Here is a 22,968-nt window from a genome sequence, read left to right on the forward strand (position 1 = left end):
CCATGGCGGCCCGCCCGAAAACATCCCTGAAAGGTCCTCCCATGAAGAAAATGAAAGCAACCGGCGCCCTTGCTGCGGCCGCCGCAGCGGTCCTCGCCCTCTCAGCCTGCGGCAGCGGCGGCGGCTCGGCCGAAGCCGGCAAGGGCGAAATCAGTTACTGGCTGTGGGACGCCAACCAGCTTCCGGCCTACCAGCAGTGCGCCGACGACTTCACTAAGGCCAACCCGGACATCACCGTCAAGATCACCCAGCGCGGCTGGGACGACTACTGGAGCACCCTCACCAACGGCTTCGTGGGCGGCACCGCACCGGACGTCTTCACGAACCACCTGGGCCGGTACGGCGAGCTAGCCGAGAATAAGCAGCTGCTGGCCATTGATGACGCAGTGGACAAGGACAAAGTGGACCTGTCCGCCTACAACGAGGGCCTCGCGGACCTCTGGGTGGGCCAGGACGGCAAGCGCTACGGCCTGCCCAAGGACTGGGACACCATCGGCCTGTTCTACAACAAGGACATGCTGTCCGCCGCCGGAATTTCCGAGGCCCAGATGAAGGACCTCACCTGGAACCCCGAGGACGGCGGCACCTACGAGAAGGTCGTCGCCCACCTGACCGTGGACAAGAGCGGCAAGCGCGGTGACGAGCCCGGGTTCGACAAGAACAACGTCCAGGTCTACGGCCTGGGCCTGAACGGCGGCGGTGACTCCTCCGGCCAGACCGAGTGGAGCTACCTCACCAACACCACCGGCTGGTCCCACACAGACAAGAACCCGTGGGGCACCCACTACAACTACGACGATCCGAAATTCCAGGACAGCATGCAGTGGTTTGCGGGCCTGGCGGACAAGGGCTACATGCCCAAGCTCGAAACCACCGTCGGCGCCAGCATGGCTGACACCTTCGCCGCGGGCAAGTCCGCCATCAACGCCCACGGTTCGTGGATGATCGGCCAGTACACCGGATACAAGGGCATCCAGGTGGGCATCGCTCCCACCCCCGTGGGCCCCGAAGGCAAGCGCGCTTCCATGTTCAACGGCCTGGCCGACTCCATCTGGGCCGGCACCAAGAAGAAGGACGCCTCCATCAAGTGGGTTGAATACCTGGCTTCATCCGCCTGCCAGGACGTCGTTGCATCCAAGGCCGTGGTCTTCCCCGCACTGAAGGCATCCTCGGACAAGGCCGCCGCAGCGTTCCAAGCCAAGGGCGTGGACGTCACCGCCTTCACCGAGCACGTGAAGAACCAGACCACGTTCCTGTACCCGATCACGGATAACACCGCCAAGGTCAAGGGCATCATGGAACCGGCCATGGACGCCGTAGTATCCGGCAAGGCACCGGTCAGTTCGCTGACGGCCGCCAACGAACAGGTCAACGCGCTGTTCAAGTAACCCCCACAACCGTGGCTGCGTTTGTGGTCGCAGCCACCCGGCCGGGTGCCGCCGTCCTCATCCTCGCGGCGGCCGCACCCGGCCACCCCTTCCCTGGCATTTCCGTTATGCGTAACTTAAGACGCACCCCTGAACACCGAAAGAGACCACCATGGATCCCCTGCACCTCCGTTCCGCCGGCACCAGCCTGCTGATCAGCTTCGACAGCGGGGAGGCCGAGGTCATCCACTGGGGCGCGGACCTGGGTGCAGCACTTCCAGGCCTCGCCATCCTCACCACGCCTGTGGGAAATTCCTCCGTGGACGCCCGCGTCCCCGCCGCGCTCCTCCCCCAGGCTTCCTCGTCCTGGCGGGGCCGCCCTGCCCTCCGCGGCAACCGGATCACCGACGGCGCTCCGGGCCTGGACTTCTCGTCCCGCCTCCGCGTCACTTCGGTGGACACGGCGGGTGCCGGGCGGGCCACCATCGTCCAGGCCGACGCCGACACCGGCGTCAGCGTCGCCACCTCCCTCACGCTGCACCCCGGCGGCCTGCTGGAACTGCGGCACACCCTCACCAACAACGGCACCACACCCTTCCAGGTGGACGAACTGGCTACCGTCCTGCCGGTGGCGCCGGACGCCGTCGAACTCCTCGACCTGACCGGACGCTGGTGCCGCGAACGCCAGCCGCAGCGCCGGCCCATCCAGCAGGGCACGTGGGTCCGCTCCGGACGGCACGGCCGCACCGGGCATGACTCTTCCCTCCTGTTCGCCGCCGGCACCCAGAGTTTCGGTAACCGGCACGGCAAGGTCTGGGCCACCCACCTGGCGTGGAGCGGCAACCACGAACAGTTCGCGGATACCATCGGCGACGGACGGACCATGATTGGAGGCTCGGAACTGCTGGGCTCCGCGGAGGTCATCCTCGCGCCGGGCGGCAGCTACAGCACGCCGGCCCTGTTCGCTGCCTATTCGGACCGGGGCCTGGACGGCATCACCGAGGCTTTCTACAGCTGGTTCCGGTCCCGCCCCCACCACATCCTTCCTGCCGCCACGGCCGGGACGGCCGCCGCGAAGCCGCGCCCGGTGGTGCTGAACACCTGGGAGGCCGTGTACTTCAACCACGACCTCGGCACCCTGATCGAGCTTGCCGATTCCGCCGCGGACCTCGGCGTTGAGCGCTTCGTGCTTGACGACGGCTGGTTCCGCGGCCGCCGCGACGACCACGCGGGCCTGGGCGACTGGTACGTGGACGAGACCCTCTGGCCTGACGGGCTGACGCCGCTGATCGATGCCGTCACCTCGCGGGGGATGGAGTTCGGGCTGTGGGTGGAACCGGAGATGGTCAACCTGGACTCGGATGTTGCCCGGGCACACCCGGACTGGATTTCGGGCCCGTCGGCGGTGGCCCACAAGGACGGCGGCCGGCTGCCCCTTGAATGGCGCAACCAGCACGTCATCGACCTCGTCAACCCGGAAGCCTGGCAGTACGTTTTCGACCGGATCTCGGCACTTCTGGGCGAGAACAACATCAGCTACCTCAAGTGGGACCAGAACCGGGACATCGTTGAACAGGGCCATGCCGGCCGCGCCTCCGTCCACGAACAGACCCTCGCCGCCTACCGGCTGTTCGACGAGCTCCGCAAGGCCCACCCCGGCGTCGAAATTGAAAGCTGCTCCTCCGGCGGCGGACGTGTTGACCTGGGAATCCTGGAGCGGACCGGGCGGGTCTGGGCATCGGACTGCAACGACGCCCTGGAACGGCAGGCCATCCAGCGATGGACCGGCGCCGTGGTTCCGCCGGAGCTCGTGGGCAGCCACATCGGCCCCACCACATCGCACACCACCGCACGCACGCATGACCTGTCCTTCCGTGCCATCACGGCCTTCTTCGGCCACTTCGGGATGGAATGGGATGTCCGCGGCGTCCAGGGTGCCGAGCGGGAGGAGCTGCGGCGCGTCGTCGGGCTCTACAAGGAGCACCGGGGCCTGATCCACAGCGGCCGCCCGGTCCACGCGGACATCACTGATGAGGCATACCAGCTGCACGGCGTGGCGGCGGCGGAACCTGCTGCGGACGGTACGACGGCGGCGCTGTTCGCCTTCGTCTGTGCCCGCACCTCGGGTGCCGAGCAGCCGGGACGGATGGGCCTGCCCGGGCTCCACCCGGACCGGACCTACCGGGTGGAGCCCATCTTCCCGGCCCCCGGCGACGCCGACTACGGACACACGTTCACCCAGGTGCAGCCGCCGGCCTGGCTCACTGACGGCGCAACAGCCAGCGGCCAGTTCCTTGGCGAAGTCGGCCTGCCGATGCCGATGCTCAACCCGGAACACGCGGTGCTGATCAAGGTCACGGCGCTCTAAGCAGTCACAACCCACGACACGTATGGCCCGGCGGAAACTTCCGCCGGGCCATACGTGTCGTGGCACGGCGACTTCGGCCGGGACGACCGCCCCCGGGAGCCCTGGCTCCGGGGTTTCGTGCGCTGGCATGATGTTGCCGCCCATCCGGTCCTCCGTCAGGTCCGAATGCCCTTATGACACCTGAACGAGTGTGGAAACTGTTTGCTACCTGACTGGAGATGATCGTGAACCAGAGTGCCAAGACCATTACCCGGACCGCCGCCGCTTCCCTGCTGGCCCTGACCGGTTTCGCCGGAACCACCCTCCCCGCGCAGGCCGCCACAGCGTCCGGCCCCGTAACTGAAGTGACACAGCAGGCTACCGGCAGCGGTTCACCGCTGCTGGGCAACATACTCGCCGGCGGAATCCTGAACGGCGGCGTCATCAACGGTCCCGTAGTGGATGGCCCACTGGTGGACCTGGGCGGCACCGGCCCCTTCCAGTTCGGCCAGTTCCAGTAACCTTCCCTGCCTGACCAACCGCTGCCCCCGGCTTCCACGCCGGGCAGCGGGGCTTTGCCATGCCCCCGATGTGCCAGCCGGCCCCGAGATCCCGAGAAGGAACATGTCCCACGACGCACCGAACTCCCCCGCCCGCACCGCTTCTCCGCGGCTGGACCTGACCCAGGCCCAACGCGGCATCTGGTACGCGCAGAAGCTGGCACCGGAGAATCCGATGTTCCAGATCGGTCAGTTTGTTGAGATCACCGGACCCCTTAACCACGATGTCCTGGCGGCCGCCCTGCAGCAGGGGGTTGCGGGCACCGAGGCCCTCACCATGGCTTTCAGCGAGGACAAAGACGGCCCGTTCCAGCATCCGCTCCCGCGGCCTGCCGTCCTTGAAGTCACAGACCTTTCCGGCGCTGCCGATCCGGAAGCACAGGCCCGGGCCCTCATGGACGCCGACCTGGCGCTCCCCCGGGATCCTTCGTCGGACCACCTGCTCCACACGGAGCTCATCCGCCTCGCCCCCGAACGGCACTTCTTCTACCAGCGCGTGCACCACCTCCTGCTGGATGGCTACTCCGCGGTCCTGGTCCTGCGCCGGGTGGCTGAGCTCTACAACACCCTCCTGGCGGACGACGGCGGCGGGCGGGCCACCGGGGAGGGTCCGGGTTTTCCGCGGTTCACGGACCTCCTGGCGGCTGAGGCCGGTTATGCGGGGTCCGACGGCGCCGCGGCAGACCGTGCCTTTTGGGATGCCGAGCTTGCCAAGGCGCCTCCTGCCACCGGCCTTGCAGGGCGGCCGAACGCTGCCGCGGGCGCACTGATCCGGGCTTCGGTGGCCCTCCCGGCCGCCGCGGCCATGGCCCTCGAGGGCGCGCCGGCGAGCGCGCCGGCGCTGGTCCTGACGGCCGCGTCACTGTACATGCACCGGATCACCGGTGAGCGCACCGTCTCGGTGGCACTGCCCGTCACGGCCCGGCGTGGACATTTGGCCAAATCAACGCCGTCAATGCTGTCGAACATCGTTCCCGTCAAGCTGGCCGTCGACCCCGGCGAGACCGTTGCCGCTACCGCCGCTGCCGTGGGACGCAGCCTGCGTGGCGCACTGGTCCACCAGCGCTTCCGCTATGAGGACCTGGACACCGGGGGCGGTTACCTCGGCCCTTCGGTCAACATCCTGCCCGTCCTGGACGCGATCGCCTTCGGCGAGGCCCGGGGCGCGATGAACATCCTCTCTACCGGGCCCGTCGACGACCTCTCCATCGTGGTCCACGGCCTCGGCGCCGGCGGTGCAGCACCGCCGCCCACGGTACAGTTCGAGGCCAACGCGGCGATGTACACGCAGGACGTACTTACCGGCCACCTTGACCGCTTCGTACGCCTGCTGGAACACGTGGCCACCCGCCCCGACGCTGTGGTGGCTGACCTGGCGGTAACCACCCCGGCCGAGGAACAGCAGCTGCTGGCCGCGGGCCAGGCGCACGGCCGGCAGTTGCCGGGCCACACCATCGTGGAAGAATTCCAGCAGAACGCGGCGGCCCGGCCGGATCAGACGGCCGTTGTGGCCCAGGAGGGCACTCTCACGTTCGCTGAACTGGAGTCCCGTTCGAACCAGCTGGCCCGGTTTTTGGCCGGGCACGGCGCAGGACCCGGCAGCACGGTGGCGGTGCGGCTGGACCGTGGCCTGTTGCTGCCCATAGCGCTCATGGCCATCCTCAAGTGCGGCGCCGCCTATCTTCCGCTGGATCCGGACTACCCCGCAGGCCGCGTGGAGGGAATGCTCGACGACGCCGCACCCCTACGGCTCCTCACCTCAGCAGCGTTTACGGCGGCAGGGTCCGGGGCGGGAAACCCGCCGGCATCCGGACACGATGAGTTGGCCACGGACGTCCCGGTCACGGTCCTGGACTCCGCACTGATGGAGGCCTGCCTCGCCGGCAAGGATGGGTCAGCTCTCCCGCCCGTCGCCGGCCAGCAGGACCTCGCGTACGTCATTTTCACGTCCGGCTCCACAGGACGGCCCAAGGGCGTTGGTGTTGAACACCTGGCCCTGCTGAACCTCTACACCTCCCACCGGGACTCCATCTTCGCCCCGGCGGAGGCGCGGCTGGGCCGCAAGCTGAGGGTGGCGCACACCGCGGGGCTGTCCTTTGACGCGTCCTGGGACCCCATCCTGTGGCTGGTGGCAGGCCATGAACTTCACCTCGTGGACAACCGGACCCGCCGGGATCCTGAGGCCCTCAGTGCCTATCTGGCCGAGGCCGGCATCGACTCCATCGAGACCACGCCCTCCTTCGCCAAGGTACTGGTAGCCGGCGGGCTGTTCGACCAGGAACGGCATCCGTCCGTGGTGGCCCTCGGCGGCGAGGCCGTGGACACCCAGTTGTGGGAAGACCTGGCGGGGCGCGGCGGCGTTGTGGCCTACAACTTCTACGGCCCCACCGAAACTACCGTGGACTCGCTCACAGCGGTCATGGAAGTTGGCACCGCACCCACCCTGGGCGGTTCGGTGGCAAACACCCGCCATTACATCCTGGACTCCGGCCTGAACCCGGTTCCGGACAATGCCGTGGGCGAGCTCTACGTTGCCGGGATCAACCTTGCCCGCGGTTACCTGGACCAGCCCGGGCTCAGCTCCGAACGCTTTGTGGCGGACCCTTTCGCGCTGGACGGCTCGCGGATGTACCGCACCGGAGACATTGTGCGCCGCCAGGACGACGGCACCCTTGAATTCCGGGGGCGGCTGGATGCCCAGGTCAAGATCCGGGGATTCCGCATTGAACTCGCCGAGATCGAACAGGTGCTGCGCGGCCTGCCGGGCGTAGACCAGGCAGCCATCACCGTAGGTACCAACCGGGCCGGATACGACCAGCTCCTGGCGTACGTCACGCCGGCCGCCACGGCCGACGGCGGGCCGCAGCATCCGCTGGACACCGCCGACCTTCGGCGGCAGGCACGGCGCCACCTGCCCGACTACATGGTGCCCGCCACCGTCACCAGCATTGCCGTCCTGCCCCTGACACCCAACGGAAAGCTCGACGTCCAGGCCCTGCCTGTACCGGAACAGGACACCTCCGCCACCACCCCGCGCAACGAGCCCGAACGGATCGTGGCCGGAGCGTTCCGGGACGTTCTAGGCCTCGACTCGGTGGGGCTGGAGGACGACTTTTTCGACCTGGGCGGGCACTCACTGCTGGCCACCCGGCTGGTGGCCCTGCTGCGGGACCGCACCGGCACGGCTCCCGCGCTCCGCACCGTGTTCGAAAAGACAACCGTGGCGGCCCTCGCCGAAACCCTGGACCTGGATACGGCCCCGGCCCGGCCGTTGACTGCCGCCGCCCGGCCTGCAGTCCTGCCGCTGTCCTTCGCCCAGCGCCGGCTGTGGTTCCTGAACCGGCTGGATCCCGCGGCCGGGACGTACAACATCCCGGTGGTCCTGGACCTGCGCGGGACACTGGACGTCAAAGCCCTGGCTGCGGCCCTCGGCGAGGTCACCGCCCGGCACGAGACGCTCCGCACGGTGTTCCCCCTGATAGACGGCGAACCCGCCCAGCACATCCTGCCGCCGGCAGAGGGGCGGCCATCCTTGGTGGCCGTGGAATGCTCCGCCGCCGGGCTGCCGGCCGCGCTGGCCGCGGAGACGGGGCGCGGGTTCGACCTGGGCCGGGACCTGCCGCTGCGCGGTGTGCTGTTCCAGCTGGCACCGGACCACCACGTCCTCGCCGTCACCCTGCACCACATCGCCGCCGACGGCTGGTCCCTGGCACCCCTGGCCCGGGATTTGTCGGCCGCGTACAACCACCTCGCCGCAGGCAGGGACGTGGACCTGCCGCCGATGCCCGTACAGTACGCCGATTACACGCTCTGGCAGCGCTCCGAACTGGGCAGTGAGTCGGATCCGGAGAGCCCCATCTCGCGGCAGTTGGAGTTCTGGGCACGCGAACTGCGTGGCGCCCCGGAGGAGCTGCTGCTGCCGTTTGACCACGCCCGCGGCACCCGCGGTGACGCTGCGCACCCGGATGGCGGTCCGGCGTCGTCCGTTGCCCTGAACATTGGCAGCGAAACGGCTGAGCGGCTCAACGCCCTGGCCCGGGAGCACAACGCAAGCCTGTTCATGGTGCTGCAGGCTGCCTTTGCAGCACTGCTCACCAAGGCCGGCGCCGGTGACGACATTCCCTTGGGTACGCCGGTGGCCGGCCGAACGGACACCCAGCTGGACAGCCTGGTGGGCTTCTTCGTCAACACGCTGGTCCTGCGGACGAACACCTCCGGCAACCCCACCGCCGGTGAACTTGTGGAGAGCGTCCGCTATACCAACCTGCATGCCTATGCCAACCAGGATGCGCCCTTTGAGCGGGTAGTGGAGGAGCTCAACCCTTCCCGCTCGCAGCACCGGCACCCCCTGTTCCAGGTCATGCTGACCCTTCAGAACACCGCCACCACCCAGGTGGCCATGGACGGCCTGGAAGCCACCGCGGACCAGGCCCGCGAGGCCGCCGGCGCCAAATTCGACCTGCTCCTGGACCTCGCCGAAAGGTCCGGCGGCCTCACCGGATCCCTGGCCTACGACCCTGCCCTCTTCAACGCCGGCACCGCTCAACTGCTGGCCGACGGCTTCCTGGCCGTTGTGGACCAGTTCGCCGCGGACCCCACCGTCACCTTGGACCGGCTGCGGATCCAGTCGCCTGAACAGCAGGCCCTGGTCCTGGCGCACAGCACCGGCAGCACTGTGGACGGGACAGGCCAAACGGTAGTGGATGCCTTCCTGGCCACCGCCGCCAGGACCCCATCCGCGTCCGCCGTGGTGGATGCGGGCGGCCCGGCCGGAGGCCTCAATTTTGGCCGGCTGCGGCAGCGTGTGGACTCCGTGGCCAGGGGCCTGGTCGCGCTGGGGGTCCAGCCCGGCGACAGGGTGGCTGTGGCCCTTCCGCGCACGGCAGATGTGGCCACGGCCGCACTGGCGGTCCTTGCTGCGGGCGCGGTGTACATCCCCGTGGACCTCACCTACCCCGCGGAACGGATCGCCATGATCCTCGACGACGGCGGCCCCGCCCTGGTGCTCACCGCACCCGGGACACCGGGCCGGGCGGGCCCTGTTCCGGCCGCCCGGACAGCAACCCTGGAGATGCTGATCGCCGCCGGAACCGGCATCACTGACACAGACCTGGCCGGGCGGCGGCCCGCTCCGGAAGACCTCGCGTACGTCCTCTTCACCTCGGGATCGACCGGCCGGCCGAAAGGTGTCGCCGTATCCCACAGTGCATTGGCAAACCTCTACTCGCACCACCTCCGGACCCTCTATTCCCCGCGGTTCGAGGCAGCCCGGGGTGCAACGGTGTCCGTGGCCCACATCGCAGGGCTCGGATTCGATGCGGCCTGGGACCCCATGCTGTGGCTGGTGGCCGGCGCCGAACTTCACATCGTGGCCGATGCCGTGCGCACCGATGCCCAGGCGCTGGCCTCCTACTGCCAGGAGCACGCCATCGGAGTTCTGGAAACCACCCCCTCCTACGCGGGCCAGCTCCTGCAGTTCGGCCTCGGTGCGGAGCCGGCTTCCCCAGCCGAAGGTACCGGGCGGTCACTGCCGCTGCTGTTGCTGCTGGGCGGGGAAGCTGTGCCGGCAGGGCTGTGGGCAGACCTGTCCGATATGACCGGCGTGGACGCCTGGAACTTCTACGGGCCCACGGAATTCACCGTTGATTCCGCCGCCGCGCAGATCCAAGGCCCCCGGCCCACCATCGGCACAGGAATCGCCAACACCGGCACCCTGGTCTTGGACCAGCACCTGGCCCTGGTACCCCTGGGTGTCCCGGGAGAGCTGTACCTGGCCGGACCCGGAATGGCCCAGGGCTACCACCAGCGCCCCGGGGAAACAGCGGCCCGGTTCGTGGCCAACCCTTACGCCACCGACGGCACCCGCATGTACCGCACCGGCGACCTGGTGCGGCGAACCGGCGACGGGACGCTCGAATTCATTGCCCGCAACGACGAGCAAGTGAAGGTCCGCGGATTCCGGGTGGAACCCGGCGAGATCGAGGCTGCCCTTGCGGCCCACGCACAGGTGGACCGGGCCGTGGTTCTTCCCGACGGCGAACCGGCACACCGGCTGATCGCCTACTACACCGGAGCCGCTGCACCGGAGGACGTCCGGGCCCACGCGGCGGAACGGTTGCCGGACTACATGGTCCCGGCCATCCTCATGCCCATCCCGGAAGTTCCGCTGACACCGCACGGCAAGCTGGACCGCAAAGCCCTGCCCGCTCCCGCAGCGTCAGCAGCCGGGGTGGGGGCAGCACCCCGGACGCCCGACGAGCACGCCATGGCCGCCGTTTTTGCCGCCGTCCTGGCCGTGGACAACGTCTCCATGGGTGACGACTTCTTCGCCCTGGGCGGGCATTCACTGCTGGCCATCGACTTGATGGGCAGGATCCGGACGGCCTTCGGCCGGGAACTTCCCCTGCGCACCCTGTTCGACGCCCCCACCCCCGCCGGCCTGCTGGCCGCGCTGCGGCCCGGCACGGCAGGCGCCGGGACGGACACCGTCACAGCGTCAGACACTGACGGGCCCGGCAGGGCCGCGAACACGGGTACGGCCGGCACCACGGTCATGCCGCTTGGCGAATGGCTGGACAACGCCGGAGCCACCCGGCCCGAGCACCTGGAACTGTCCCACGCGCAGGCACGCATGTGGTTCCTCAACCACCTTGATCCAGGCGCAGCCGACTACAACATTTCCCTGGCAGTGCGGCTGACCGGCACCCTCGACGAGCAGGCCATGGCCTCCGCCGTGAAGGCGCTGTTCCACCGTCATGAGGTCCTCCGGACGGTATATCCGGAGACCGGCGGCGTCCCCGGCCAGCACATCCTCGCCACCGGCGCCACCGGCCACGCTTCCTGGATGAACCTTGCCATCAGCACCGCCACATCCGAGGACAACCTCCGCGACCAGCTGCAGGCACAGGCAAGCCGCGGCTTCGATGTCCGCACCGAGGTGCCGCTGCGGGCCGGGCTCATCCGGGTCCACTCCGAGGAGGGCGAATCACCACGGGAGGCTGGACCGCAATGGGTACTGCAGCTGGTCATCCACCACATCGCCGGCGACGGCGCCTCCCTGGCACCGCTGGCACGGGACCTTTCCGCGGCGTACTCCGCCGCGCTCGCGGCCACAGACGGAGCGCCGGCCACACAAGCACTGGCTCCCCTGCCCCTGCAGTACGCCGATTTCAGCTCCTGGCAGCGGCAGCAACTGGCCGGGCCCGCCCTGGCTGAAAAGGTTGGCCACTGGCGGGAGGCCCTCGCTGGGATCCCGCCCGAATTGATGCTGCCCGCTGACCACCAGCGGCCCCGCACCGCACGCCAACCGGGCGGCCAGGTGGGCTTCAGCGTGTCCACTGAAAGTGTCGCAGCGCTCTCAAGCCTCGCGTCGTCGTCGAACGCCAGCCTGTTCATGGCACTGCACGCCGGCCTTGCCGGGTACCTGCTCCGGACCGGTGCAGGTGAGGACCTGGTGATCGGCTCGCCCACCGCCGGCCGTGCCGATCCGCTGCTCGCTCCGATGGTGGGCTTCTTCGTGAACACCCTGCCGCTGCGCGTCAACGCCGCCGGCGACCCTGGCCTGCGCACACTGCTGGACCGGTCCAGGGCCAGCATCCTGGATGCCTTCGACCATGACGACGTGCCCTTCGAACGCCTCGTGGAGGCAGCGGCACCGGAACGCGAACTGGGCCGCCATCCCCTGTTCCAGACCATGCTCACGGTGGACAGTGACGTGCCGGCGGTCCCCCAGCTTCCCGGCGTCACGGTGGTTCCCGAGCCGGAGGCCGGAACGGGAGAGGCCAAGTTCGATCTGTCCTTCACGCTTCGGCCGGATGCCGAAGGGGGCCTTGCCGGAACGCTGGACTACAACTCCGCCATGTTCGAACCGGGCACCGCCAGGCGCCTGGCGGCCGGGTTCACGCGGCTGCTGGACCAGGCCGCCTCCGCTCCGGACGTGCCATTGTCGGAGCTGCCGCTGCTGGAAGAGCACGAGGCGGATGCCCTGGTTGCTGCAACGGCGGGCTCCCTCGCCGGAGCGGCCGCCCCCGGGGCCGGGCAGGTAGCCGGACAAGCCCCGGCGCAGGCCGACCAGGACATTCCGGCGGCCTTCGCCGCAGCAGTCCGTGCCACACCGGATGCCGTGGCACTCGTGTCCGACGCCGGTCCGCTCAGTTTTGCGGACCTTGCAGCGTCTGCGGAACGCGTCGCCGCCGGACTCACCGCGGCAGGCGCTGGCGACGGCCTGGTGTCCGTCATGCTGCCCAGGTCCGCCGGCACGGTCGAGGCCCTGCTTGGGGTGTTGCTGGCGGACAGCGTCTACAACCCCATCGATACCGCGTATCCGGACGAGCGCGTGGCCGCCATCCTTGAGGATGCCGCGCCCGAGGCAGTGCTCACCAGTTCCGCGGTGGCGCCCAGGCTCTCCGGCATCCTGGCCGGGCTGGATGTCGAACCCCGCGTGCTCCTGATCGAGGACCTGGCCCGCACCACTGAGCCGGCGCCGGTACGCCACCGGGTCAGGGACCCTCGTGAGCTGGCGTCGGTGATGTTCACCTCCGGCTCCACAGGCCGGCCCAAGGGTGTGGAGGTCAGCCACGGTGCCCTGGCCGCACTGCTGGCCTCCCACCGGGAGACGCTGCTTGCCGGCATCAGCAGGCGGAAGGTGGCCCACACGACGGGCGTCGGCTTCGATGCATCATGGGATCCCATCCTCTGGCTGGCGGCCGGTCATGAACTGCACCTGCTCTCCGACGACCTCCGCCGGGACCCAGGAGCCCTCGCCGGGTACTTCGTCCGCCAGGGCATCAGTGCCTGGGAGACAACTCCGGGTTACCTGCGCCAACTCCTGGCCGAACCCGGGTTCGCCGCCTACCTGGCCAACCACCCGGGCGGCCGGGAGGCCTTCAGCCTCGCCCTGGGCGGTGAAGCGTTCGACGCCGGCCTGTGGACGTCCGTGGCGGCGCTTCCCGGCGTCCGGGCCTGGAACCTCTACGGCCCCACCGAAGCCACCGTGGACACCGTCGTGGCAGCAGTGGCCGACAGTGAAGCGCCCGTGTTGGGCCGGCCCACGCCGCGAACCCGGCTCTACGTCCTGGACGACCGGTTGCAGCACGCCCTCCCGGGCGCAGCCGGCGAACTGTATATCGCCGGCGCGCAGTTGGCCCGGGGCTACCGCGGACGTCCGGACCTTACCGCCGAACGGTTTGTGCCGGACCCCTTCCACGGCGGCGGCGAACGGATGTACCGTACCGGTGACGTGGTCTACCGCCACCCGGACGGGCGGCTGGTCTTCGCCGGCCGCAACGACGGGCAGCTGAAAATCCGTGGTTTCCGGGTGGAACCCGGCGAAGTGGAGTCAGCGCTGAGGGCTGCCCCCGGTGTCCGGGCCGCAGTGGTCCGGGCAGTGGGTGAAGGCAGCGCCGCCCGGCTGGTGGGTTACGTCGTCGCGTCCGGTGACGCCGCGGAAGACCTGCCCGACGCAGTGCGCCGCCACGCGCAGGCGGCACTGCCGGACTACATGGTCCCCTCAGTGGTCATGGTGATCCCGGAAGTGCCGCTGACGCCGCACGGCAAGGTGGATGCCAACGCACTCCCCGATGCCTCCGCCGCGGCACGCTCCGGAGGCCGCGCGCCGCGGTCCCCGCAGGAGAAGACGGTAGCCGGCATCTTCGCCGAGGTGCTGTCCCTTGACCGGGTGGGCGTTGACGAGTCGTTCTTCGAACTTGGAGGCCATTCCTTCCTGGCGCAGCCGCTGGTCGCGAAGGTCAATGCTGCCCTGGGCACAGACCTGCAGGTCCAGTCGCTCTTCCGGGCGCCCACCGTGGAAGGGCTGCTGCTGGAAGCGGCCAACGGCTCACGTGCCAGCGTCGCTGACAGCCTGCGGCAGGTGCTGCCCCTCCGGGCGGCCGGGTCGAAAGCGCCGCTGTTTGCCGTGCACCCGGCGTCGGGCATCGGTTGGGGTTTTGCGTCCATGCTGGGGCAACTGGACCCCGAACGCCCCCTGATTGGGCTGCAGATGCCAGGCATGGAGCCGGGGCGGACCTCTCCGGTGGCGGCGGCAACCCTGACGGAACTGGCTGATGACTACATTGCCCGGATCCGCAGCGTCCAGCCCGAGGGGCCGTACCACCTGCTGGGCTGGTCCTTCGGCGGCTATCTGGCCCACCGGCTGGCCACCAGGCTGCAGGAACGCGGCCACGAGGTGGCGTTCCTGGCCATCTTGGACGCCTTCCCGGACAACCAGGAAGGCAATACCGCGCCCGGCGAAGGCCAGTCGCTGTGGGCGAGCTACCTGGAAGCGCAGGGCTACGACCTCACCGGGGAAGACCTGGCAGGCGTGGACGTGCACCGCGCCCAGGAGATCCTGCGCGCCAACCACAACCCGGTAGGAACGGTCCCCACAGATTCGGTGGAGGCCATGGCCCGGAACTTCCCGGTGCTGGCCCGCCTGATCCGGGACGAACGGCCCCAACTGTTCACCGGTGACCTGCTGTTCTTCAGAGCCACTGAGCAGGTCCCGCCGGGCACTCCCGGCAGCGCTGCTTGGTCACCGTTCGTCACCGGAGCCATCACCGATGTTCCCGTTGGTGAGCGGCACTCCCAGCTGCTCAGTGACCGGGCTCTCAGGACAATCATGCCTTCCCTGGCCATCCACCTGGGCGGCGGAACCGAATAACAGATGATGCTCCTGTGACGCCTGGGGCCCCGCACACATCCAAAAACGCCAGGAAAGGTCATAATGACGAACCCGTTCGATGACAAGTCCGCAACCTTCTCCGTACTGGTCAACGAGTACCAGCAGCATTCCCTCTGGCCGGTCTTCGCTGCCGTCCCCGAGGGGTGGGTAACCATGTTCGGGCCCGACAGCCGGGAAGCGTGCCTTGAGTACGTGTCGCAGACGTGGACGGACATGGCTCCGCGCAAGGTTTCCGAGCTCGCCGCTTCGCAGTGATCCGCGTAGAGAACGTCAGCAAGAGTTTCGGCAACTTCAAAGCCCTCGACGGCTTGACCCTGAAGGCGGGCGAAGGAACCGTACTGGGGCTCCTGGGGCCGAACGGTTCCGGGAAGACCACCACCGTCAAGATTCTCACCACGCTGCTGGCTCCGGACAGCGGGGACGCCCGGGTGGCAGGGCACTCCGTGCTGGCAGCCCCGGACCTGGTGCGGCGGAACCTGGGCTTGTCCGGGCAGTATGCGGCCGTAGACGAAAAACTCACTGCGTTCGAGAACCTGCACATGGTGGGGCGTTTGTACGGCATGAACCGGCGTACGGCGTCCGCCAGGGCGTCGGAGCTGCTTGAGAATTTCAGGCTCACCGATGTGGCAGCCAAACGGTCCGGAACCTTCTCCGGTGGAATGCGGCGCCGACTGGACCTTGCGGGTGCAATCGTGGCCCGGCCGAAGGTGGTAGTCCTCGACGAACCCACCACAGGGTTGGACCCGCGCGGCCGCCTGGACACGTGGGACGTCGTCTCCCGGCTCGTCGCCGACGGCACCACGGTGCTCCTGACTACCCAGTACCTGGAAGAAGCGGACCGGCTGGCTGACAACATTGCCGTCATCAACCACGGCAAGGTCATCGCCGAGGGGACGGCCGCCGAACTGAAGCAAAACGCCGGAACTGAACGCATCGGCGTCGTAATGCGCCATGCTGCCGACCTGCCTGCTGCAGCCGCCGTGCTCCATGCCGCGGCCGGCCCGGACGTCCGGCCCGTGCTGGATCCGCAGAACCTGGGCGTGTCCATCGCCGCCCCGCAAGGCCACCGCACCCTGGTGCGCATCCTGACCGAACTGGACGCTCGGGCCCTGCCAGTGGAAGAGGCCTCGCTCCGCAGGCCCACCCTGGACGATGTATTCCTTAAACTGACCGGCCACGCCACCGACGCGTCCGTGAGGGACGCCGATAAGGAGGAAGTGACCGTATGACCGCCATTACCGCAGCCGCGAGGGACAGCTCCGTCATTGCCCGCCGCAACCTCCTCAATGTCCTCCGGACACCCGGCGCCCTGGTGACCGGCCTCGTGCAGCCCATCATGTTCGTGCTGCTGCTCGGCTTCGTATTCGGCGGCACCCTCGGCGGCGACCAGTACCGAAGCTTCCTGATCGGCGGAATCCTGGCGCAGACGCTCACCTTCAACGCCTCCTTCACGGCCGTGTACCTCGCCAAGGACCTGCAACTGGGGCTCATCGACAGGTTCCGGTCCCTGCCGATGTCCCGTGGCGCTGTCATCCTGGGCCGCACCACCTCCGACCTCGCCACCAGCGTACTGTCCGTAGCGGCCACCATGCTGTGCGGGCTGGCCATCGGGTGGCGGATCACCAATGGCCCCGGCGCCGCCCTCGCGGCGCTGGCCCTGCTGCTGCTCTTCGCCTTCGCGGTGTCCTGGATCGGTGCAGTGATCGCGCTGACCGCACGCAGCGTCGAAGTAGCGCAAAGCCTGGGCCTCGTGTGGCTGTTCCCCGTCACGTTCATCTCCGGGGCATTTGTCTCGGTGGATACCCTGCCCGGTCCGCTGCGGACCATCGCCGAATGGAACCCCGTGACCGCCGTCGCCACTGCGGCGCGCGAACTGTTCGGGAACACGGCCCCCGCCGGATTCGGCGTTCCGGGCGGCTGGGCGGCGGATAACGCAGTGCTCTACTCGGTGCTCTGCAGCGTCGGGATCATTGCCGTGTTCGCGCCGCTGGCCATCACCCAGTACCGGCGCATCAGCCGGCGATGAACAGCCGAAACCCTCCTGCCGGCACGGTTTTCCTCACTGTTTTCTCTGCAGATCTCGAGGCTGCCTGCGCGCAGACGGGCGGTTTGGCGGCCCACTTCAGCCCTGCCGAAGCACAATCCGCCCGTCGCTTTACCCGCCCCGGAGACCGCCTGGACTACATGGCATCCCATGCGTTGTTCCGGCTGCTGGCTGCGCACCGGCTGGGGCGCGGCTTCGCCGAAGCGCCGCAGCTGGAAGTCACCCGGCGATGCGCCGGCTGCGGGAGCACCGGCCACGGCAAGCCCGCAGTCGCGGGGGCCAGCCTCAGCCTGTCCCGGAGCAACGGCGCCGTGATGGTGGCCGCAGGGCCTGAGGGCACCCCGGTCGGCACGGATATCGAACACATTCCCGACACCCTGCACAGCGGATTCGACCATTACGTGGCGTCCGCGGCCGAGCGTGAGGCGCTTGCCCCCGGTGACATACCGGCGCGGCTCCGCCTGTGGGTGGCTAAGGAAGCAGTACTCAAGGCGGCCGGGCTCGGCCTCAGCGTACCTCCGGCCGGAGTCCATCTGGCCGGCAGTTCTGCCGCCGAGGGCAATTGCCCCGTCCTCCGGGCCGACAGCCCCGCCCATCCGCAGGTGCACGGACTGACTGCGGTCTTCCTTCCTGCCCCTCCGGGATACGCCGCCGCGCTCTCCGTGGCCGCGCCCACGACACTCACCAGGCTGTCTCTGGCTGATTTGCTGCCGCCGCTGCCGGCAGCCTGACGGTCGTGGATCTCGCTTCCCCCTGCCCAGGTACGTTCACGGCAAATCCCTGCCGGGTGGATCGCGCAACGCTGATACCGCGGCAGCCCCGTTGCCTTCTTTAGACGTTGGGAATATATACTGAGCGCACTCAGTTATGAGTGTAGTCACCCTGACGAAATGCCGGGTGGTGAGCGGGGGTCGTCCGGTCCCCGCACCGTTCGCTCCAACCGGCGCGCACGGCAAACAGCCCAGGAAGGTTTCCACTATGTACCCACTCAATGGAGCAGTCGTCCTCGTTACCGGTGCCAACGGCGGCATCGGCACACAATTCGTTCACAGCGCCCTGGCCCGCGGCGCCAGCAAGGTTTTACGCCACCGCCCGCACCCCGCGCAGCTGGGATAATGAGCGCATCGTCCCGCTTGCCCTCGATATCACGGACCCGGACTCAATCCAGGCTGCCGTGAAGGCCGCGGATGACGTCACCGTGTTGATCAACAATGCTGGAGCCAGCGTCGCTACCCCGGGCATCCTCACCCATTCGGACGCGGAAATCCGTAACAACGTCGAGACGAACTTCCTCGGCCCCCTGTTTCTGGCCCGCGCTTTCGCACCGGTCCTGACAGCGAAGGAGAAATCCGCGATGATCGACATCCACTCCGCGATGAGCTGGTACGCCGTTGGCGGCATATACAGTCCCACCAAGGCAGCACTATGGTCGGTCACCAACTCGCTGCGCCTGGAGCTGGCACCCGAAGGGGTGCACGTGGTGGGCGTCCATGTCGGCTATGTCGACACGTCGATGGCGGCGCACTCCACCGATCCCAAGATGGACCCGGTTGATCTGGTCACCACGGTGCTGGATGCCGTGGAAGCCGGCGAGTACGAGGTCCTCGCCGGCCAGACGTCTGTGCAGCTCAAGGCCGGGCTCAGTGCCCCCATCGAGGCGGTCTACCCGCAACTTGCGCGCAGCAAGTCCTAGATACAGCCGCACGGCCGTGGGCCGCGATGCTGCCGTGGCCCACGTCAGCCCTATGAACACCCACCCCGAAGGAGCAACCCGGATGCGGGCTTTTGTTATCAACAGTTACAAGGAACCACTCAGCGAAGCTGAGGTTGCCGAGCCGATAGTTGGCGAAGGGGATGTGCTGGTGAAAGTCCAGGCAGCCGGCCTCAACCAGCTGGACGAGAAGATCCGCACGGGTGAGTTCAAACAGATCCTCCCCTACAAGCTTCCACTGGTGCTTGGCAACGATGTTGCCGGCACTGTGCTCTCAGTGGGGGCAGCCGTCCGCGGGTTCAAACCGGGGGATGAAGTGTACGCCCGTCCCCGGCAAGACCGTATCGGCTCGTTTGCTGAGCGGATTGCCATTGCAGAGGGAGACTTGGCGCTGAAACCGGCTTCGGTCAGCATGGTGGAGGCGGGATCACTGCCGCTCGTGGCGCTCACCGCGTGGCAAGCCCTCGTGGAGCGGGGAAATGTGCGCCCCGGGCAGAAGGTCCTCATTCATGCCGGCGCCGGCGGGGTCGGTTCCATCGCTGTCCAGCTCGCCAAGCACCTGGGCGCGACAGTTGCAACCACCGCGAGCCACCCCAACGCCGCCTTCCTACGGGACCTCGGGGCCGACATCGTGATCGACTACCGCAGCCAGGATTTTGAGCAACTCCTCAGCGGCTACGACCTCGTGCTGGACAGCCTCGGCGGGAAAACCCTGGAAAAGTCACTGCGTATTCTCAAACCTGGCGGCAAGGCGATCGGAATATCCGGGCCGCCGGATCCCGGCTTTGCGCGCGAAGCCCGGCTGAACCCCGTACTGCGCCTGGCTATTGCAGGCCTCAGCACCAGGGTCCGCAGGCAAGCACGGAAGCTCGGCGTCAGCTACGAGTTCCTTTTCATGCAGGCCAGCGGGGACCAACTGCGCCAGATCAGCGCCCTGGTGGACGCGGGCGTGTTGCGCCCCGTCGTCGGGAAGGTTTCCGGCTTCGACGAAACCCCTGCGGCACTGGAGTCCCTGGCCGCAGGGGGCTTCCGGGGTAAAGCTGTAGTCACCGTCACCAACTGAGCCGGCCCTACCTCATCACGCGCATCCCGACTTCATGCCCAAGGAGAACCACGCCTGGTTCGATATACTCAATATTGAGTCCAGTCAGTTTGAGTACAGAGGAACCCGATGCCTGTTACACCTCCACCGCTGGGACGGCGGGAACGGAACAAGCGGGAGAAGCTGGACCGCATTACGGCCGCGGCCACTGAACTGTTCGCCGAGTACGGGGTAGACGATGTCACCACCCAGCAAATTGCCGACAAGGCTGACATCGGCACCGGTACCCTGTTTCTTTATGCCAGGAACAAGGGCGAACTCCTCCTCCTCGTTCAGAACACCCACTACGCCGAAGCGCTGGAACGGGGCCGGGCCGAGGCCGACACCATTCCGGACGTTCTGGATGCGGTGATGACCATCGTGCGGGAAATCGTGGAGTGTAACCGCGTCCAGGTCGACAACGGACGCTTCTATTTGCGGGAAATGGTGTTCGGCGATCCGACGGAGCCGCACCATGGCCAGGCCCTCTCCATCGTTGCCCGGACCGAGGAGGCCATCGCTGCTGTCCTCGGCCGCCCTGGCCGCATGAGTGCCGGCAACGCCGCAACGACGGCTCGGATTGTCTCGTCAGTCATGTTCGTCTCCATGGCCGCAAGCGTGAACGCGTCTTCGACCACCTCGGCGATTCTGCAGGACATAGAGGTGCAAGTCAGCCTGCTCGCGCGCCGATAATGCCGGGGTGCGTCCCGAAGGGCCGTCCGGTCGGTCAGGCAGGCCAGGCGGGATCCAATGACAAGCTGGGCGGCACTCGTCATCGAAGACTGCGGCGCACTTCGCTGACCTTTAGGCGGCGAAGATTTCCTTGGCGACGGTGATGGCGGACATGGCTTTTGGCCAACCGGCGTAGAAAGCCAGGTGGATGATGGCTTCCTTGAGTTCGGTTTCCGTGAGGCCGTTGTCCTTGGCCCGGGCCAGATGTCCACGGAGTTGTTCGGTGCTGCCGCTGGTGACCAGGCTGGCAACCGTGACCAGGCTCCGGTCCCGCGGGGACAGTTCCGGGCGTTCCCAGATGTCTCCGAAGAGCACGTTGTCGGTGAGGTCGACGAGTTTGGGCGCGAAGTCGCCAATGAGCTGCTGGGCGCGGGTCTGATTCGGTTCGTTCATTTGTTCAGTCCTTGGGGTTGGGTGGAGCACGTTGGGGTTGGCTAATTGCTGAGGAGACCGGTGGCTTGCAGCCAGGCGTGGAGGTCAGGTCCGGCATCCCGGACTTCCTCGCCCTTCACCGCCAGGCCCTGGCCCATCACTGCGCCCGGGCAGGACCTGGTGTAGTCACGTTCGGTGTTGCCGAGCCCGCTCATGGCGTGGGTGGTGATGGGGTGGATTGTTTTGCCGGTGAAGTCGTGGCTTTCGGTGAAGGCCGTCATGATCATCGGTGCCCGGACGTTCCAGATGCCGCTGGCCAGGAGCACGGTGTCGTACTGCCCGATGCCGGGCAGGGGGTTGGCGATGGCCGGGCGGGCGTCGGTGTTTTGTTCGCGGACGTTCCGGGCCACGGTGTCGTCATAACTCGCCGGATAGGGGTCGGCGGCTTCGACGCGGTGGACGTCGCAGCTAATGGCATCGCTGATCATGCCGGCCAGGACCTCGGTGTTGCCGATGTCCAGGTTGGTACGCCCTCCGTAGTAGTAGTCTTCCCCGGCACGGGAGAAGTAGGCGAGCAGGACGCGCCGGCCGTTCGGGCCGGCGCTGGCGGCGCCTCGGGAAGGGCTCGCGGGTGGTGAGGCCACTGTAGTTGTTCCTTCCGGTGTGCAGCCTGTTGTCCCAGCGGCCAGCAGTGCTCCGGTCAGGCCGGCGGCCGCCCCGCGAAGGGCGGTCCGCCGGCTGATGCGTGGCATGTTGGTGGTCATGGATGACCCGGGGTCAGCTGTACCGGCGTCCGCCAAGCCAGGCCACCATGTCGGGGTCTCGGTGGTCGAAGAAGAGGCTGGCACCGGTGTTCAGGGTGGCGATCCGGCCCATCTGTTCCTCGGTCAGGGTGAAGCCGAAAACGTCGAGGTTCTGCGCCATCCGCTCGGGCCGGACGGACTTGGGAATGACGACGACGTCGCGCTGGATGAGCCAGCGCAGCACCACCTGCGCCACCGACTTCCCGTGGGCCTCGGCGATTTCGCTCAGCAGCGGGTCGGTGAAGAGGTTGTTGCGGCCTTCGGCGAACGGGCCCCAGGATTCTATCTGCACGCCGCGCCCGCGCATGAGCTCCTGGTCGGCGGCGCGCTGGTGGAAGGGGTGGGTCTCGATCTGGTTCACCGCGGGGACAATTTCGTTGTGCTCGATCAGGTCCACGAGCCGGTCGGGGTGGAAGTTCGAGACGCCGATCGCCCGGGCGAGGCCTTCTTTGTTGAGCTGCTGCATGGCCCGCCACTCGCTGTAGTAGTCACCGAGCGGCTGGTGGATCAGGTACAGGTCGAGGTACTCCAGTCCGAGCCGCTCCAGGGAATTGTGGAAGGAACGCCTGGTGTCGTCCTCGACGCTGCCGGTGGGTGCGTGCTGGATCCAGAGTTTGGTGGTGATGAACAGCTCGCCGCGGCCGATGCCGCTGGCCTTGATGGCCGAGCCGACTGCTGCCTCGTTGCCGTAGGAGGCTGCAGTGTCCAGGTGCCGGTAACCGGCCGCGATGGCGGCTTCGACGGCAGCCTGGGTTTCCTCCTCGGGGATCTGGAAGACACCGAAGCCCAGGATGGGCATTTCGACGCCGTTGTTCAGGGTTACATTCTTCATCGGGTTTCCTTTGTTTTGGTGTGGGCGGTTTCGTAGTCGGGGTCAGTGACGGGTTCGTGCCAAGTGGCGCTGTGCCCGTTGTCGTGCTCGACAAGGGCGAGGTGGCACATCATGCTGTCCTCGGTGGCGCCGTGCCAGTGTTCCTCACCTGGCGGGGTGTGGACCGTGTCTCCGGGGCGCAGGTGGATGACGGTACCGTCCCGGCTTACGACCAGGCCGGTGCCGGAGGTGCAGTGCAGGGTTTGGCCCAGGGGGTGGGAGTGCCAGTTGGTGCGGGCGCCGGGGGTGAAGTGGACCAGCGCGGCGACGAGCCGTGAGGGCGCTTGCCCGGTATGCAGCGGACTGAGGTAAACCTCTCCCGTAAATCTTTCCTTTGGCGCCTTGGCCGTAGGTGCCGGGGGTATGTGTTGCATTCTGCCTCCTCGAGCGGGGTGAGTAGTG

14 protein-coding genes and 1 pseudogene are annotated in these 22,968 nt (G+C 67.8%); 11 read left to right on the forward strand and 4 right to left on the reverse strand.

The window, feature by feature from the left end:
• Positions 1–41 precede the first annotated feature (41 nt).
• The 11 genes and pseudogenes from QE394_RS00260 (at position 42) to QE394_RS00310 (ending at position 20,481) form a co-directional block, all read left to right on the forward strand.
• Complete coding sequence (locus tag QE394_RS00260) at positions 42–1,388, forward strand: sugar ABC transporter substrate-binding protein (RefSeq protein ID WP_056078766.1); 1,347 nt, start codon at positions 42–44, stop codon at positions 1,386–1,388.
• 151 nt (positions 1,389–1,539) lie between these two features.
• Positions 1,540–3,735: an alpha-galactosidase gene (locus QE394_RS00265; RefSeq protein ID WP_349033455.1), complete on the forward strand. Its 2,196-nt coding sequence runs from the start codon at positions 1,540–1,542 to the stop codon at positions 3,733–3,735.
• Positions 3,736–3,959: 224 nt separating this feature from the next.
• Positions 3,960–4,235 carry a hypothetical protein gene (locus QE394_RS00270; protein ID WP_349033456.1) on the forward strand — a complete coding sequence of 92 codons (276 nt, stop codon included), beginning with the start codon at positions 3,960–3,962 and terminating at the stop codon, positions 4,233–4,235.
• Positions 4,236–4,338: 103 nt separating this feature from the next.
• Positions 4,339–14,931 carry an amino acid adenylation domain-containing protein gene (locus tag QE394_RS00275; protein ID WP_349033457.1) on the forward strand — a complete coding sequence of 3,531 codons (10,593 nt, stop codon included), beginning with the start codon at positions 4,339–4,341 and terminating at the stop codon, positions 14,929–14,931.
• A gap of 63 nt (positions 14,932–14,994) precedes the next feature.
• Positions 14,995–15,207 carry an MbtH family protein gene (locus tag QE394_RS00280; protein ID WP_056078755.1) on the forward strand — a complete coding sequence of 71 codons (213 nt, stop codon included), beginning with the start codon at positions 14,995–14,997 and terminating at the stop codon, positions 15,205–15,207.
• The gene (locus tag QE394_RS00285) at positions 15,204–16,181 is read left to right on the forward strand and encodes an ATP-binding cassette domain-containing protein (RefSeq protein WP_261620405.1); all 978 of its coding nucleotides are present in this window, start codon (positions 15,204–15,206) and stop codon (positions 16,179–16,181) included. Before QE394_RS00280 ends, QE394_RS00285 begins: the two co-directional genes overlap by 4 nt.
• Positions 16,178–16,978 carry an ABC transporter permease gene (locus QE394_RS00290; RefSeq protein ID WP_261620404.1) on the forward strand — a complete coding sequence of 267 codons (801 nt, stop codon included), beginning with the start codon at positions 16,178–16,180 and terminating at the stop codon, positions 16,976–16,978. The genes QE394_RS00285 and QE394_RS00290 overlap by 4 nt, the downstream gene beginning before the upstream one ends.
• Positions 16,975–17,727 carry a 4'-phosphopantetheinyl transferase superfamily protein gene (locus tag QE394_RS00295; protein WP_349033458.1) on the forward strand — a complete coding sequence of 251 codons (753 nt, stop codon included), beginning with the start codon at positions 16,975–16,977 and terminating at the stop codon, positions 17,725–17,727. Before QE394_RS00290 ends, QE394_RS00295 begins: the two co-directional genes overlap by 4 nt.
• Positions 17,728–17,974: 247 nt before the next feature.
• Positions 17,975–18,689: pseudogene (locus QE394_RS00300) on the forward strand (SDR family oxidoreductase).
• Positions 18,690–18,771: 82 nt separating this feature from the next.
• Positions 18,772–19,770: an NADP-dependent oxidoreductase gene (locus tag QE394_RS00305; protein ID WP_349033459.1), complete on the forward strand. Its 999-nt coding sequence runs from the start codon at positions 18,772–18,774 to the stop codon at positions 19,768–19,770.
• Between the two features lie 108 nt (positions 19,771–19,878).
• Positions 19,879–20,481 (forward strand): TetR/AcrR family transcriptional regulator, encoded by a 603-nt coding sequence (locus QE394_RS00310; RefSeq protein WP_261620401.1) that lies wholly within the window; start codon positions 19,879–19,881, stop codon positions 20,479–20,481.
• Positions 20,482–20,592: 111 nt separating this feature from the next.
• Here the strand turns inward: QE394_RS00310 and QE394_RS00315 are convergent, their stop codons facing one another.
• From QE394_RS00315 to QE394_RS00330, 4 genes are all read right to left on the reverse strand, one after another.
• Entirely contained in the window at positions 20,593–20,913 is a 321-nt protein-coding gene (locus tag QE394_RS00315) for a carboxymuconolactone decarboxylase family protein (protein ID WP_261620400.1), read from the reverse strand.
• Between the two features lie 41 nt (positions 20,914–20,954).
• The gene (locus QE394_RS00320) at positions 20,955–21,536 is read right to left on the reverse strand and encodes a flavodoxin (protein WP_349033460.1); all 582 of its coding nucleotides are present in this window, start codon (positions 21,534–21,536) and stop codon (positions 20,955–20,957) included.
• 133 nt (positions 21,537–21,669) lie between these two features.
• Positions 21,670–22,527 carry an aldo/keto reductase gene (locus tag QE394_RS00325; protein ID WP_349033461.1) on the reverse strand — a complete coding sequence of 286 codons (858 nt, stop codon included), beginning with the start codon at positions 22,525–22,527 and terminating at the stop codon, positions 21,670–21,672.
• Entirely contained in the window at positions 22,524–22,940 is a 417-nt protein-coding gene (locus tag QE394_RS00330; RefSeq protein WP_349033462.1) for a cupin domain-containing protein, read from the reverse strand. The genes QE394_RS00325 and QE394_RS00330 overlap by 4 nt, the downstream gene beginning before the upstream one ends.
• Between the last annotated feature and the right edge of the window lie 28 nt (positions 22,941–22,968).

This window comes from Pseudarthrobacter sp. SORGH_AS 212, from assembly GCF_030818145.1.
Classification (GTDB): Bacteria; Actinomycetota; Actinomycetes; order Actinomycetales; family Micrococcaceae; genus Arthrobacter.

Bases quoted from the DNA above. Each gene is read 5' to 3' on its own strand.
- QE394_RS00260 (WP_056078766.1), top strand. From the start codon at position 42: ATGAAGAAAATGAAAGCAACCGGCGCCCTTGCTGCGGCCGCCGCAGCG.
- QE394_RS00265 (WP_349033455.1), top strand. From the start codon at position 1,540: ATGGATCCCCTGCACCTCCGTTCCGCCGGCACCAGCCTGCTGATCAGC.
- QE394_RS00275 (WP_349033457.1), top strand. From the start codon at position 4,339: ATGTCCCACGACGCACCGAACTCCCCCGCCCGCACCGCTTCTCCGCGG.
- QE394_RS00280 (WP_056078755.1), top strand. From the start codon at position 14,995: ATGACGAACCCGTTCGATGACAAGTCCGCAACCTTCTCCGTACTGGTC.
- QE394_RS00290 (WP_261620404.1), top strand. From the start codon at position 16,178: ATGACCGCCATTACCGCAGCCGCGAGGGACAGCTCCGTCATTGCCCGC.
- QE394_RS00295 (WP_349033458.1), top strand. From the start codon at position 16,975: ATGAACAGCCGAAACCCTCCTGCCGGCACGGTTTTCCTCACTGTTTTC.
- QE394_RS00305 (WP_349033459.1), top strand. From the start codon at position 18,772: ATGCGGGCTTTTGTTATCAACAGTTACAAGGAACCACTCAGCGAAGCT.
- QE394_RS00310 (WP_261620401.1), top strand. From the start codon at position 19,879: ATGCCTGTTACACCTCCACCGCTGGGACGGCGGGAACGGAACAAGCGG.
- QE394_RS00315 (WP_261620400.1), bottom strand. From the start codon at position 20,913: ATGAACGAACCGAATCAGACCCGCGCCCAGCAGCTCATTGGCGACTTC.
- QE394_RS00325 (WP_349033461.1), bottom strand. From the start codon at position 22,527: ATGAAGAATGTAACCCTGAACAACGGCGTCGAAATGCCCATCCTGGGC.
- QE394_RS00330 (WP_349033462.1), bottom strand. From the start codon at position 22,940: ATGCAACACATACCCCCGGCACCTACGGCCAAGGCGCCAAAGGAAAGA.